The 14205-nt window shown below is 46.8% G+C and carries 12 protein-coding genes; 10 read left to right on the top strand and 2 right to left on the bottom strand.

Annotation, left to right across the window (positions count from 1 at the left end):
* Positions 1-3: 3 nt before the first annotated feature.
* Positions 4-867 carry a helix-turn-helix transcriptional regulator gene (locus DFR60_RS07460; protein WP_110322329.1) on the bottom strand — a complete coding sequence of 288 codons (864 nt, stop codon included), beginning with the start codon at positions 865-867 and terminating at the stop codon, positions 4-6.
* A 285-nt stretch (positions 868-1152) separates the two neighbouring features.
* Between DFR60_RS07460 and DFR60_RS07455 the strand changes: the two genes are divergently transcribed.
* The 5 genes from DFR60_RS07455 (at position 1153) to DFR60_RS07435 (ending at position 8094) form a co-directional block, all read left to right on the top strand.
* Complete coding sequence (locus DFR60_RS07455) at positions 1153-2511, top strand: ABC transporter substrate-binding protein (protein WP_110322328.1); 1359 nt, start codon at positions 1153-1155, stop codon at positions 2509-2511.
* Positions 2512-2645: 134 nt separating this feature from the next.
* Complete coding sequence (locus DFR60_RS07450; RefSeq protein WP_110322327.1) at positions 2646-3551, top strand: carbohydrate ABC transporter permease; 906 nt, start codon at positions 2646-2648, stop codon at positions 3549-3551.
* A 2-nt stretch (positions 3552-3553) separates the two neighbouring features.
* On the top strand, positions 3554-4411 hold the full coding sequence (locus DFR60_RS07445) for a carbohydrate ABC transporter permease (protein WP_110322326.1): 858 nt from the start codon (positions 3554-3556) through the stop codon (positions 4409-4411).
* Positions 4412-4476: 65 nt separating this feature from the next.
* Positions 4477-6141 (top strand): hypothetical protein, encoded by a 1665-nt coding sequence (locus tag DFR60_RS07440; protein ID WP_110322325.1) that lies wholly within the window; start codon positions 4477-4479, stop codon positions 6139-6141.
* A 15-nt stretch (positions 6142-6156) separates the two neighbouring features.
* Positions 6157-8094, top strand: a complete 1938-nt coding sequence (locus DFR60_RS07435; RefSeq protein ID WP_110322324.1) for a glycoside hydrolase family 127 protein — start codon at positions 6157-6159, stop codon at positions 8092-8094.
* Between the two features lie 209 nt (positions 8095-8303).
* Here DFR60_RS07435 and DFR60_RS30840 read toward each other — a convergent pair whose 3' ends face one another.
* Positions 8304-8423 (bottom strand): 4Fe-4S binding protein, encoded by a 120-nt coding sequence (locus tag DFR60_RS30840; RefSeq protein WP_243005000.1) that lies wholly within the window; start codon positions 8421-8423, stop codon positions 8304-8306.
* 79 nt (positions 8424-8502) lie between these two features.
* Between DFR60_RS30840 and mobB the strand changes: the two genes are divergently transcribed.
* The 5 genes from mobB (at position 8503) to DFR60_RS07405 (ending at position 14203) form a co-directional block, all read left to right on the top strand.
* Positions 8503-9705 (top strand): molybdopterin-guanine dinucleotide biosynthesis protein B, encoded by a 1203-nt coding sequence (mobB, locus tag DFR60_RS07425; RefSeq protein ID WP_110322323.1) that lies wholly within the window; start codon positions 8503-8505, stop codon positions 9703-9705.
* On the top strand, positions 9702-10388 hold the full coding sequence (locus DFR60_RS07420) for a Crp/Fnr family transcriptional regulator (RefSeq protein ID WP_110322322.1): 687 nt from the start codon (positions 9702-9704) through the stop codon (positions 10386-10388). Before mobB ends, DFR60_RS07420 begins: the two co-directional genes overlap by 4 nt.
* Positions 10389-10465: 77 nt before the next feature.
* Positions 10466-12571, top strand: coding sequence for a molybdopterin oxidoreductase family protein (locus DFR60_RS07415; RefSeq protein ID WP_110322321.1), 2106 nt, complete (start codon positions 10466-10468; stop codon positions 12569-12571).
* Positions 12552-12974, top strand: coding sequence for a 4Fe-4S dicluster domain-containing protein (locus DFR60_RS07410; protein ID WP_110322320.1), 423 nt, complete (start codon positions 12552-12554; stop codon positions 12972-12974). The genes DFR60_RS07415 and DFR60_RS07410 overlap by 20 nt, the downstream gene beginning before the upstream one ends.
* Positions 12971-14203, top strand: a complete 1233-nt coding sequence (locus DFR60_RS07405; RefSeq protein ID WP_110322319.1) for an NAD(P)/FAD-dependent oxidoreductase — start codon at positions 12971-12973, stop codon at positions 14201-14203. Before DFR60_RS07410 ends, DFR60_RS07405 begins: the two co-directional genes overlap by 4 nt.
* Positions 14204-14205: the final 2 nt, after the last annotated feature.

The raw sequence follows: 14205 nt of genomic DNA, 5'->3' as shown, positions 1-14205 counted from the left end.
ATTCTATTGAGATACTTCTTTCTTCTTAAAAAATGCCCCCTTAAACTCTGAAGGGGTCATATCTTCATATTGCTTAAACACTTTGAAAAAGTACTTCTCATCCGAAAATCCACAGTAAAACGCTATTTCCTTCAAATTAAAGTCTGTTGTAGTCAGCAAATTCTTTGCAGATTCTATCCTTACAGAATTAATATACTGTGTCAGCGTTTTCCCAGTCAGTTTTCTGTAATTACTGGAAAGATAGTCTGGATTATAATGAAAAATTTCTGCAATCTGTCCAACCGTAAGAGACTGCTGAAAATTTCTGCGTATCCAATCCTGTATTTTGTAAATATGAAGCGGATCTTCTTTGGGATCCAGAAGCCTGGAAGAGAATTCTCCAGCAAGTTCTAAAAGGAGGGCCGTTAGTGAATAGTGGAGCAGATATTCGGAAGCCGGATAGCGACGCATGGAAATATCAAGCAGTTGTGAAAAAAGTACAGGGACCCGTTTTCCATGCGTTAATGTTCCTGTTTCGGGAACAATGTATTTTTCCGGAAGCGCCTGACTGATATCTGTCGGATACTGTTCCTTGCTTATGTAGACTGGGGAAACAGGAATGTGAAAGTGTACCCAGTAGTAGTGCAGGTATTCAGAGGATTCCTGCCAGCCATAATGTTCGGTATCCGCGTGAAGAAGAATAAACTGAGTAGGCCCCAGTTCATACTGAATACCATACTGTGCAATATTCAGAGTGCCTTTTAAGACATAAATTAATACAAATGAATCCAGACAGCGTTTTGGGTGTAGAAAATTCTTATTTTTCACCAGTTGTCCACTGGATAAGAACGTAAGGGGCTGGCCGCAAGGAAGCATGAGATGGCGCATAACAATCCTCCTGTTCGTGAAGTTTTTACTTCTTCAGTATAACAGATTTCAGCTGAAATTCAAATGCAATGAAAGTATGATATAAGATATTTACACCTTATATAGAGTAAAAACAGTTGTGCATAAAGCATATAAAATATATAATTAGATCATAAAACTTGTGCATTTTATTTGGAAAAATCTGGAAAATATGCACGGGAGGACATATTTCCAAACACGCGCGATTGGAAATTTATACCAGAACAATGGCATGTGAGTGTTAAAAACAAAAAAGGAGAGAATGCTATGAAGAAAATGAAATGGATGTTTACGGCTGCATGTATGGTTCTCGCATTAGCTGGATGCAGTGCAAAAACAGCAGAAACAGAAGCTCCGAAAGAAGAGACATCTGCGAAGACTTCTGTCGATCAAACGACGGAGAGCACAAAGTCTTCTCAGGGTGATCAGATCACTTTGCGATTCGCATGGTGGGGTGGGGATGACCGCCATACGGCCACATTAAAAGCAATTGAAGCGTATGAAAAACTAAATCCAAATGTAAAAATTGAGGCAGAATATCAGGGATATGATGGATACAATGATAAGTTATTAACTCAGCTGGCAGGAGGAACTCAGCCGGAAATTATGCAGACCATAGCAACCGCAGCAGCAGAATATCAGGCGGCATTCCCGGAATCATTTGTACGATTGGATCAGCAGGATATTTTCCAGTTAAGTGTATTCGATCAGAATTTCCTGGACAGCTTCTGTAAATCCAATGATGGAAGTACTGTTGCAGTGCCATCCGGTGTCAGTTCCTATAACTTTGTGGTGAATAAAACAGTTACTGATGCTGCGGGAGTGGAACTAAAGGATAATATGACATGGGACGAGTTCATGGAGTATGGAAAAAAGGTGCATGAATCAAATCCTGATTATTACTTAGTTACATTGTCAGATGACGATTGTAATCATCTCATGCGTTCCTATGTTCGCCAGTTATGCGGCAAATGGACAATTTCTGATAAGTATGAAGTTATTACAGATAAAGAGGCTCTGGTAAAGGCATTTACACTTCTTCAGAGCCTTTATAAAGACGGAATTGCTGAGCCAATGGATACAGCATTTGCTTATAATGGAGACAAAGATGCTAATAAAAAACTATTAAATAATGAAATTGCCTGTTCTTACAGAGCGTCATCGTCAATTATTAATCTTGATACAAGCGGAGGTATGGTTCTTGATGTAGTCAATATACCAGTTGATCCGGAGGCAAAAGAAAGTGGTATCATTACTCAGCCGTCTCAGCTGTTTATGGTATCGGATAGCCCGAACAAAGAAGAAGCTTTGAAATTTATGCAGTGGATGTATACCGATGAAGAAGCAATCCGTATCTTAAGCGACTGTCGTGGTGTTCCTCCGACAGAGATGGGACGTAACCAGCTGGAAAAAGAGAATTTGTTGAACCCGGTTGTCAATAAGGCTGTTTCACTGGCTTTGGAAAAGACTGATGGTGCGGTTCCGCCGGTCAATGAAAATTCGGAGGTCTATGGTTATCTGTTTCCTCTCATGCAGGAGCTTTGTTACGATACAATTACTCCAGAAGAGGCTGCAGACGAGCTGATTGCTAATCTTGCAGAGATCGTAGAAACATTAAAGCCATAAATAAAGCAGGGAGAATTACTTCGTGATTCTCAGCAGTAAATTGGGCCGCCTGTTATGGCGGCCTGATTCGAAAAGGACTGCTTGCGGAAACGCGTTTTTCAGAATCCGGATTTATGAGGGGGAGAAGACAACGGATGAATAAAAAGAGACATACAACGATGCTGGAGAAAAGAAATAACCTTGGGTATTTATATCTGCTGCCCTGGATCATCGGATTCCTTATTTTTCAATTGTATCCGATAGCCATGTCACTGTATTATTCGTTTACGGATTACAGCTTTGGCAGCCAGTATGACTTTGTCGGACTGGCCAATTATTTACAGATATTTACGAAAGACCGGGAAGTGAAAAATTCCCTTGCTGTCACTTTCAAATTTGTCTTCATGTCAGTACCGATGAAACTGCTCAGCGCTCTCTTGATTGCCATGATTCTGAACCAGACTTTAAAGGGAATCGGACTGTTTCGAACTATTTACTATCTTCCGTCTATTCTGGGCGGAAGCGTGGCGATAGCCATTCTTTGGCGACACTTGTTTGATTTAAATGGAGTGGTTAATGTTTTTTTAAACAAATTTGGAATCAGGAGTATTGGTTTTCTGACCGATCCGAAAATAGCTTTGACCACCATCAGTATGCTGTCAGTCTGGCAGTTTGGTTCTTCCATGCTGTTTTTCCTGGCTGCATTAAAACAGGTTCCACAATCACTTTATGAAGCTGCAAAGATCGACGGGGCGGGCCCGGTTCGGTCCTTCTTTAAAATTACCATACCCATGATCAGCCCCATGACGCTGTTTAATATTATCATGCAGATGATCAACGCGTTTCAGGAGTATACAGCGCCGGCGGTAATAACAGGAGGAGGCCCGGTGAAAAAGACGCAGGTACTGGCAATGACTCTTTATCAGAATGCCTTTACATATAGGAAAATGGGGTATGCATCTGCTATTTCCTGGATCATGTTTATTATCATTATTATATTTACAGTATTTATTTTTTCAACCAGTGCGAAATGGACGTTTTATGGAGATGAGGAGGGCTGATCATGCATAAAAAGAAAGAAAAGATTCGAAAAATAGTCTTGAAGGCTATGTCGTATCTGATATTAATTTCACTGGGGATTGTTTTTCTATATCCGCTTCTGTTTATGGTATCTGCATCATTTAAATCGAATCAGGAGCTGATGACTTCTATGAGCCTTATTCCAAAGAGTATTTCTTTTGACAGCTATGTGTCCGGCTGGAATGGAGTTGGATCCTATACTTTCGGACATTTTATGAAAAACTCAGGACTCTTAGTGGTTCCAGTGGTGCTCTTTACCGTGATGTCCTCCTCTTTGGTGGCCTATGGATTTGCTAGGTTTAAATTTAAAGGACACAGTCTTCTGTTTGGTGCGATGCTGTCCACCATGATGCTTCCGAACGCGGTCGTTATTGTTCCACGCTATATTATGTTTCGACAAATGGGCTGGTTAAATACATATGTGCCGTTTTACGCACTGTCGCTGTTTGCCTGCTATCCCTTCTTTATCTTTTCAATGGTACAATTTATCAGAGGGATACCAAAGGATATCGACGAATCAGCATTTATGGATGGCTGTTCTACCTTTGGAATATTTGTTTATATGATACTTCCTTTGGCAAAACCATGTCTGTTTTCCATGGCAATATTCCAGTTTATCTGGACCTGGAATGATTATTTTAATCCTTTGATTTTTATAAATAGTGTAAATAAATATACGGTTATGCAGGGACTTCGGATGTGTATGGACAGTTCCAGCGGCATTTCATGGGGACCAATCATGGCACTGTCCCTGATTGCAATCCTGCCGTGTGTCATAATTTTCTTTGCTGCCCAGAAATACTTCGTGGAAGGTGTAGCGACCACAGGACTGAAAGGATAAGAACGATGAACGATACTATAACAAATAATATCTATCCTAAATGGAATTCCTTTGGAGACAGATCAATGGAAAAAATGCTCCTGCTGTTTGCAGATACCAGAAAAGCGCATGCAGCAGCAGGTGATACAGAGGAACTGGAAAAATACTTTTCTTTCGCAGAAGCGGCAGGAAGCAGCTTTGATTGGGTGCAGCTCCACAGCGGTTACTTTTTTAACCATGCGCCATTTGAGAACTATCCGGACTCCGGAATTGAAATAGATGAGAGAACGAATGCGTTTCTTGATAAGGCAATTCAAATTTGTAAGCGAAATGGTAAGAAAGTTTCCTATATGATGGGAGATTATTCCCCGTTGGAATGCTTGCTGGAAAGATATCCTCAGGTCCGTAATTTAAATAATGGTCTTTTCTGGGACCTTATGTACGATGCAGCATGTGGTATATTGAAACGTTTTCCCGATTTAGATGAACTGGCCATGTATTTTTTTGAATCCAAGAATCTGCTGCATTATAATAATTTTTTTGGCTGTATGAATTATGGACTGGATTTTAATGAGGATACTCTTACCGGGCATCAGGAACTTGTTATGGAGCAGGAGGGAAAATCTTTCCCATATTTAAGTTTCGGAGACCATCTGCGTATGATGCTTCAGGCAGTGGCAAAGGCGTGCAGAGATTGCGGAAAGAGTTTTACACTACTTACTCATGTCTGGTTTCCATATCAGGAAGAGATACTCTACGAAGCACTGAGGGATTTTCCTACTGATCTGCCTCTCCTGCTGGAACATAATTACACGACAGGAGATTTTAATCCGGCGCTGCCGTCACCAGGGCTGATTAAAAAACTGCCTCATTTGAATCATGGTATTTGTTTCTGTTGTGGAATGGAGTACCATGGATTATCCCTGGTTCCGTGTTGTTTCCCGGAGGCAATGGAGGCCACGGTTCATGATGCTATGGAATCAACATTAAATTTGAAGCGTATTACAGTAAGGCCCATTTGGGACGGCCAAAGCCTTCTTGGGTCACCCAACGAGATAAACCTCTATTACCTGCTCAAGATGGCGAATAAGCCGGATATTGATTCTGAAGAAATCTGGATGGAATGGATTCAGGTGAAATACAATCTCTGTGATGAGGCGTTGGCGGCAATTTTGGCCTCTGCACTCCGAAAATCGTATAAGGTAGTACAGAATGTGTTTTTTGAATTTGGAGTGAGAGCCAATGATCATTCTCATATACCTGATTTTGCGCATTTGGAGTCCAGACTCTTTAATTATGGAAAAGCATTGATTAAATGGTCCCCTACGCCGGAAAACAAACAGAATATTTATGACCTTTTGATTCGTCCGGGAGATAAGATACTCAGGCTGCACAGGGAATTACATGAAGAATCGCTGGAACTGATTGAACATGCATTGGAACAGATTAAATCACTGGAAGGCTGTATGCGATGGAAAGACTACGAGGATGTAGTTCGCCGTTACGAAGATATGAGAATTTGGGTTCTACTGCATCAGGATGAATATGAGTCTTATATCCGGCTTCTGATTCAAAGAAAAAATCCCACAGAGCGCAACCGAAAACTGGCGGAATGTGCACTGATCAGTCTGGAAGAAAAGACGAAAAAAATCAGAAATGGAGAAATTCGAGACTGTTATTTGTTTTCGATAGATCATATTGAATCTTTTATAGAGGAATGCAGATCCAATTTCAGTATAAACATACGATAAAGGATGGACAAAATTATGAATCAGAAACAATTTTCAGAAGCCGTATCATCGGTTACAGTAAGGGATACCTTTTGGGATCCGGTAATGGAGGTGACCAGAACTCAGATGATTCCATACCAGTGGAAGGCACTGAATGATGAACTTCCTGATATAGAACCTAGCCACTGTATTCGGAATTTTAAGGTTGCAGCCGGACTTATAGAGGCAGAATTTGATGGGAGAGTCTTTCAGGACAGTGATGTGGCAAAATGGATTGAAGCTGCATCTTATTCGCTGAAATGGCATCCGGATGAAACTTTAGAAAAAGAAATTGATGACACGGTAGAATTAATTATACAGTCACAGCAGCCAGATGGTTATATTGGAACATATTATTCGATCAATGGACTGGAAAAACGGTGGACCAATATCATGAGGCATCATGAACTTTACTGTGCAGGACATATGCTGGAAGCGGCAGTAGCTTATTACCATGTTACTGGAAAAGACAAACTTTTACAGGCTATGATCCGTTTTGTAGATTATATTGACAGTGTTTTTGGTCCAGAAGAAGGGAAAATTCATGCTTATCCTGGCCATGAAGTGATTGAAATGGCTTTGATGCGGTTATACGAAATTACAAAGGAGGAGAAGCATTTTCGACTGGCCAGGTATTTTATCGATGAGCGGGGGAAACAGCCCTGTTATTTTGAAAATGAGATAGAGACATATCATAATGAATATCCCTGGAAGGACAGTTTTTTTCAATTTCACTATTATCAGGCGGGAGCTCCGGTAAGAGAGATGAAAGAAGCCGTTGGTCATGCGGTGCGAGCTGTCTATCTATACTCGGGAATGGCGGATGTCGCAAGAGAAACGCTGGATGATTCACTTTATGAAGCTTGTCAGGCTATGTGGGACAGTATCGTGGAAAGGCGCATGTACATTACGGGTTCCATCGGGGCTTCGGCCTATGGAGAAGCGTTTACCATTGATTACGACCTGCCGGGGGATCTGGTATACGGAGAAACGTGTGCCTCTGTAGGGATGGTGTTCTTCGCCCATCGAATGTTGAAATTAAGCCAACGCGGCGAGTACGCTGATATTATGGAACGTCTGTTGTATAATGGCACAATCAGTGGTATGGCATTGGATGGAAAGAGTTTTTTCTATGTGAATCCGCTGGAAGTTTACCCGAAAAAGAATGAAGAGGTACAGGCGTTTCGTCATGTAAAGGTAGAGCGGCAAAAATGGTTTGCCTGCGCCTGCTGTCCACCGAATCTGGCGAGGCTGGTGGAATCTGTGGGTTCTTATATTTACACACAGCGTGAAAAGCAGCTCTTTATCAATCTGTTTATAGGGAGTGAGGCTGAGGTGTTTTACGGAGAGAATGCTGCGCATATTACTCTGGAAACCGGATATCCATGGAATGGAAAGGTAAAGCTGATTATGGAATGTGAAAGCGGCCAAGAATGGGATGTGGCTCTTCATCTGCCGGACTGGTGTCGGGAATTTGAACTGTATGTAGATGGAGAATCAGCCCATTATATGCAGAGTGAAGGTTACCTTTATTTGAGGCAGTGCTGGAGAGGAAGGCACGAAATATCTTTTAACATGAAAATGGAAGTACGAGAAGTGTGTTCTAATCCGAAGGTGCGGGATAATATCGGAAAGGTCGCAGTGATGAGAGGGCCAGTGGTGTATTGCCTGGAGGAGGAAGATAATGGGGCTGATTTACACTGTGTAGAAATTCCATCCCATGCGCAGTTTGAAGAAACGTACAGACCTGACCTTTTGGGTGGTGTGGTTACGATTAAATCTATCGGACGGAAAGTGATGCTGGAGGAAGCGAGTCCACTTTATTTGGAAGACGGCTGGGAGCGTTACGAGGAGAAGGATCTTTTATGGATACCTTATTATAGTTGGGCTAATCGTAAAGCAGGAGAGATGGTAGTCTGGGTAAGGAAACGCTGACAGCTATTAAGAGATAAAATTATTGACATTTGACAGGAAACAATTTAAGAGAGAGAACTTAGTGGTAATTTGCCCCTGTGTTTTCTCTCTGATTCTTTGCCATATAATGGATTAAGAGAATCTACCGCCTCCACAGGGCAGATCTCTTGATATAACCCGCACCGGAGACAATGGTTTCCAGCAATCTGATAAGGCTCCCCCGGCGTAATTCATTTTTGCGGACATGCCTCCGTGCACCGCCCGCATTTGATACAGCCGTCAGTGATAGAAAATCCGCTCACTTCCTCATATGCCCCTCCATAGGAGAAGCCTCCTCGTTTGGCTTCCATCTGCCTTTTTCTCATTTGCAACCCGTTTTATTCTGTGATATGATAAAAAAATACGATTAAGTAAACGAGGTGGCAGCGGATGAAAGAGAACTGTGGTATCGTCATCCTCTCCGGCGGCTCCGGCCGCCGCATGGGGTACGTCAATAAGGCCGATCTGGACTATCACGGAAGGAGCTTTGCCGGGCAGATTATGGAGGAGCTGTCAGGCCTGAGGCTGCCATTTTTCCTGTCCACGGGAATTTACGGGAATCCAACCGAAATTCCTGATAACTGCACTGCAATTTTGGATCTTCCGGTCGATGGACAACAGGGACACATCGGTCCCATGGGCGGCATCCGTTCCTGCTTTTTAGAGACGGACGCGGACGGCCTTCTGTTTGTGCCGTGCGACATGCCTCTGATCCGGGCTGAGATGGGACGCCGCCTGATGGAACGGTGGACGCCGGAATACGATGCGGTGATCTGGAAGACGCGCGATGGCCGGATCCAGCCGCTTTGTGGTTTTTACTCCAGAACGTGTCTGACTGTGCTTGACGGATGCATCGGAGAAGGAAACTACCGCATGATGGAATTCCTCTCCCGAATCTCGTGCCTCGTTCTGGAAACCGGCCGGGAGCACCTCCCGGACCGCTGGTTTTTAAACGTCAACGACCGTGATGCCTACGGAAGACTGGAACGGACAGTCTGTCCCGTGCTGGCGGTGAGCGGAAGCAAGAATACAGGAAAGACAACGCTTCTCGAGCGGCTGGTTTCGGCGCTGGCTTCCAGGGGAATCCGTGCTGCGGTAATCAAACACGATGGTCACGAGTTTGAGGCGGATGTGCCGGGAACGGACAGCTTTCGCATGAAGCAGGCCGGCGCGTATGGCACGGTGGTGTACTCCGGCAGTAAGTTTTCCATGGTAAAGGAACAGCCGGGTTTACAGGCAGACGCCTTCTTTTCCTTCTTTCCGGAGGCGGATTTAATTTTTCTGGAGGGGCAGAAGCAGTCGGATTATCCAAAGATCGAAGTGCTGCGGCAGGAGGTCTCGAGAAAGCCCGTCTGTGACCGTTCGACCGTGCTGGCCTATGTGACAGACGGCGGCTGGGAACCGGAAATGGATGAAACTGCGGCCAGGACAGAAACACCAGAACATTTCAAAATACCAGAAACGATCGCTTCGAACAATCTGGATGCTATATTAGAAGTAATCATTCATCTTCTCGACTCCGCAGACCTGGATAACAGCGGCAGCCCCAAAGCTGCAAAAACCCATCACAACAGCGGAGGACATGCCATATGACCATGGGAGAAGCATTTGAAATATCCAACATTCTGAGATTTGCCAGCCCTGCCAGCCGGGCGGAGATCGCTTCCTTCGCCTATATGAGGCGGTATGAGAAGGGACAGCACGTTTTCTACGACCGGGAAGACCTGACCTGCTTCTATATCCTTCTGGAGGGCATGGTTTCGCTCTATAAGCTGAACACCCTGGGGGAGAAGAAAGTGGTATTTGTCTACGGCCCGGGAAACCTTCTGAATGAAGTCCTGTTCGAGGATATTCCGGCTTCCATCAACTGCGAGGTCCGGGAGGACTCCCGGGTTCTCGTCCTTCCGAAGGACAGGCTGTGGCATGTGATGGCGCGGGATGGCGAGCTGACAAAGGCCGCCTTCAATTCCATGGCCATAAGAATCCGCCGTCTGTACCGCCAGATGAAGAACACCACCAACGCGCTGAAGGGAGAAAAACGCCTCGCCGCCAAGCTCTACATGCTGGCCAGGGATTACGGAAAGGAGACAGAGAGAGGGATTTCCATCGAAATGCAGTTAAGCATCACCTATCTTTCCGAAATGCTGGGCTCCAAGCGGGAAACGGTATCGAGGCAGGTGAAGAAACTCTGCGACTCGGGTCTGATCCTTATGGAAAAGAATCATTTCTGGATTCCCAACCTGGAGAATTTGAGCAATTATTTTAAACAGCCGTGATGAAAATCACGGCGTTTTTTGTACATTTCTGCTATAGTTAAAATATTAACGAAAAGAGTACGGGAAGGAAGGAACGCATGAAAAAAGTACAATCAACCTGCAACTACTGTGCCCTGGACTGCAACCTGGATTTTTACGTGGAGGACGAAAAGATCGTCAGGGTGCTTCCGACAAAGGGGTACCCGGTCAACGACGGCTTCTGCTGCATCAAGGGACTGTCCCTGGATAAACAGCAGACTGTGGTGAAGACCTCGCCGCTTCCAAAGATTCGGCAGGCGGACGGTTCCATGAAGGAAGTTTCCTGGGACGAGGGATTTCAGTATGTGGCGGATCAGCTACAGGAACTTCAGGCAAAATACGGCCGGGAAAGCGTGGCGGGCATCAGTACCGGACAGCTGACCATGGAGGAATTTGCCATTTTCGGCCACGTCATGAGAAATTACTTAAAGACCAATGTGGACGGCAATACCCGTCTCTGCATGGCGACCGCGGTCGTGGCCCACAAGCAGAGCTACGGCTTCGATGCCCCGGGATACACACTTAAGGATCTGGAGCTTTCCGATACGATTATCTTCATCGGGGCCAATCCGGTCGTTGCCCATCCCATCCTCTGGAAACGGGTGCGCCAGAATCCCGATAAAAAGGTGATTGTCATCGACCCGAGAAGATCGGAGACAGCCATGAACGCGGATTACTGGTACCCGGTAAAATGCAGGGGAGACTTATATCTTCTCTATACGCTGGCCAACGTTCTCATCGAAAAAGGCTGGATCGATCAGAACTACATCGAGGCACACACGGAAGGCTACGGGGAATTCAAAGAATTTGTGAAACCATTTACCCCGGACCAGGCTCAGGAGAACTCAGGACTTTCCCCGGAGCAGATTCTTAAGCTGGCGCAGCTGATTCACGAAGGAAAGCGGGTCTCCTTCTGGTGGACCATGGGCGTGAACCAGGGCTATGAGGCGGTCCGCACCGCGCAGGCCATCATCAATCTGGCGCTGATGACAGGCAATATCGGCCGTCCGGGAACCGGGGCCAATTCCATCACGGGCCAGTGCAACGCCATGGGCTCCAGGTCCTACAGCAATACGGCGGTTCTCTACGCCGGCGGTGATTTCACGAATCCGGCCAGACGGGCTAAGGTGGCGGAAGCGCTTGGCGTGGACGAGAGTGTGCTGGCTGAGAAGCCGACGGCGACCTATAACCAGATCATCGAAGGCATCAATGAAGGACGGATCAAGGGGCTGTGGATTCTCTGCACCAATCCGCGCCACAGCTGGACCAACAACGAGACATTTGCAAGCGCGGTGAAGAAGCTGGAGCTGTTTGTGGTTCAGGATATCTACGACACCATCGAGAGCGCCGAGGAGTGCACGGTCTTCTTCCCTGTAGTTCCGGGAATCAAGAAGGAAGGCACCTATATCAATCTGGAGCGCCGCCTTTCCGCCATGCGCCCCTGCCTTGCGAAGAAGGAGAATGAGATCACGGACTACGAAGCCATATTAGGCGTGGGTAAGGCGCTGGGAATGGGCGGTCTGCTGAAGGGCTGGGAGACGCCGAAGGACTGTTTCGAACTGATGAAGAAGTGTTCCAAAGGAATGCCGGGCGACATCACCGGCGTCACATGGGAGATGCTGGAGAATTCCAACGGAGTCCAGTGGCCATTTCGGGAGGGAGAGACGCTGGAGGACGATGAACGACGCCTGTATGAGGACGGCAATTTCTTCACTCCCAGCAGGAAAGCCCAGTTCAAGTTTGAGGCGCCCATGGAAAATCCTCTGCCGCTCACGGAGGAGTATCCGTACCTGTTCAACACCGGAAGAGGCTCGGTCGGCCAGTGGCATACCCAATCGAGAACCAGTGAGGTTCAGTTCATCGGCGACGTATCGGCCAGGGAAGCGTATCTCTTTATGAATCCCGGGACGGCTGCTGCGTATGGTCTGGAGGAAAATGACCGCATCCTGGTCCACTCCGTCAACGGAGAAAAGGCCGGTTTTCAGGTGCGGATCTCGGATCAGGTGCGGGAAAAAGAGCTGTACGCCCCGATCCACTATATTGAGTGCAATAAGCTGACGCCTTCCGTCTACGACACGTATTCGAAGGAGCCATCCTACAAGGCGACGCCAGTCTGGTTTGAGAAAATGGAAGGAGGTAACGCGGATGTACCGGATAAAAATTGACAGAAGCCGCTGCATCGGCTGTCTGACGTGTGTGACAGCCTGTGTCGTCAGCCATGAGAGCTGCGACGCCAGAAACCGGGTGGTGATCGACAGCGAGTCAAAATGCGCACCCATTTTCTGCCGCCACTGCGAAAAGCCGGAATGTGTATACACCTGTATGACGGGAGCCATGCACAAGAATCCCGATACCGGGTTTGTGGAATACGATAAGGAAAAATGCGCCAGCTGTTACATGTGCATCATGGCCTGTCCCTACGGCGTGCTGAAGAGCGACCGGGTCGAACATAAGGAAATCATGAAATGCAACATGTGTGTCCACCGTACCCAGGCTGGTTCCCCCGCGCCGATGTGCGTGGAAATCTGTCCCATGGGAGCGATTACTCTGGAGGAGGTGAAGGGATGAGATACGTGGTATTAGGCGCTTCCGCAGCCGGAGTCAACGGCGTGCGGCAGCTTAGAAAACACTGTCCGGAGGCGGAGATCGTGCTGGTGTCAAAGGATGATGCCGTTTACTCCAGATGCATTCTTCACCATTATTTGGGAGGAATCAGGACGAAGGAGGAGCTTTGCTTCGCAGAGTCCGATTTTGAGACAAAGTACCGGGTGGAATGGAGAAAGGGCGTTGTCTGTTCTGCGCTTCGGGAAGCAGAAAAAAAGGTGGTTCTGTCCGACGGAACGGAGCTTTCCTACGACAGTCTTTTAATTGCGACCGGTTCCCATACCTTCTTTCCGCCTGTAGAAGGCTTGAGAGAGGCAAAGGGCGTCTTTGGATTTCATAATTTAGACGAGGTGGAGCAGATTCGGGACGAGGCGGCGAAGGCGGAGCACATCGTTGTCATGGGCGGCGGCCTGGCAGGTATCGACGCAGCGGTGGGATTTCTCCATAGCGGCAGACGGGTGACGCTGGTAGAGATGGAGGACCATATACTGGCGAAGCAGCTGGACCGCCGCAGTGCGAAAACGTACGAGGAGGCCATGGAGAAAGAAGGCATCCAGTTTTATCTGGGCCGGGGCGTAAAGGAAGTGCGCATGGGAGACGGCGGAGAAGTCACTTCCCTGCTGCTGACCAGTGGGACGGAAATCCCCTGTGACATGGTTGTGGTCACCGCCGGCGTGCGTCCCAACGTCGAATTTCTAAAGGATACCGGAGTGGAAATGGACCGGTTCGGACTGGTGATCGACCATCACGGTCAGACCAGCGTACCGGACATTTACGGCGCGGGCGACGTGACGGGGCGTTCCCCCATCTGGCCGGCTGCAGTGAAGCAGGGCATGACCGCAGCGGATAACATGGCAGGCGTTCAGACCTCCATGGATGACTTCTTTGCAAGCAAAGCCACGATGAATTTCCTGGGAATTCCCACCATGTCCCTGGGAGTTTCGGAGATACCGGATGAGACGTATACCGTAGTCATGGAAGACAACGGAGAGCAGTACCGGAAAATCATTCATAAAAATGGGAAAATATACGGCGCAATTCTTCAGGGAGACTTGTCCTACGGCGGCGTACTGACCCAGCTGATTGCCAAAAGAATCGATGTGTCACGGGTAAAGAAACCGCTGTTTGAGATTGACTATTCCGATTTCTTCCATACAAAGGAAAACTTTGAATTCTATTATGAGGAGACGTAATC

This window comes from Hungatella effluvii (assembly GCF_003201875.1).
GTDB classification, from domain to species: domain Bacteria; phylum Bacillota; class Clostridia; order Lachnospirales; family Lachnospiraceae; genus Hungatella; species Hungatella effluvii.
This window is presented reverse-complemented; position numbering and strand designations above follow the sequence as displayed.

Bases quoted from the DNA above. Each gene is read 5' to 3' on its own strand.
- DFR60_RS07460 (WP_110322329.1), bottom strand. From the start codon at position 867: ATGCGCCATCTCATGCTTCCTTGCGGCCAGCCCCTTACGTTCTTATCC.
- DFR60_RS07455 (WP_110322328.1), top strand. From the start codon at position 1,153: ATGAAGAAAATGAAATGGATGTTTACGGCTGCATGTATGGTTCTCGCA.
- DFR60_RS07450 (WP_110322327.1), top strand. From the start codon at position 2,646: ATGAATAAAAAGAGACATACAACGATGCTGGAGAAAAGAAATAACCTT.
- DFR60_RS07445 (WP_110322326.1), top strand. From the start codon at position 3,554: ATGCATAAAAAGAAAGAAAAGATTCGAAAAATAGTCTTGAAGGCTATG.
- DFR60_RS07440 (WP_110322325.1), top strand. From the start codon at position 4,477: ATGGAAAAAATGCTCCTGCTGTTTGCAGATACCAGAAAAGCGCATGCA.
- DFR60_RS07435 (WP_110322324.1), top strand. From the start codon at position 6,157: ATGAATCAGAAACAATTTTCAGAAGCCGTATCATCGGTTACAGTAAGG.
- DFR60_RS30840 (WP_243005000.1), bottom strand. From the start codon at position 8,423: ATGGAAGCCAAACGAGGAGGCTTCTCCTATGGAGGGGCATATGAGGAA.
- mobB (WP_110322323.1), top strand. From the start codon at position 8,503: ATGAAAGAGAACTGTGGTATCGTCATCCTCTCCGGCGGCTCCGGCCGC.
- DFR60_RS07420 (WP_110322322.1), top strand. From the start codon at position 9,702: ATGACCATGGGAGAAGCATTTGAAATATCCAACATTCTGAGATTTGCC.
- DFR60_RS07415 (WP_110322321.1), top strand. From the start codon at position 10,466: ATGAAAAAAGTACAATCAACCTGCAACTACTGTGCCCTGGACTGCAAC.
- DFR60_RS07410 (WP_110322320.1), top strand. From the start codon at position 12,552: ATGTACCGGATAAAAATTGACAGAAGCCGCTGCATCGGCTGTCTGACG.
- DFR60_RS07405 (WP_110322319.1), top strand. From the start codon at position 12,971: ATGAGATACGTGGTATTAGGCGCTTCCGCAGCCGGAGTCAACGGCGTG.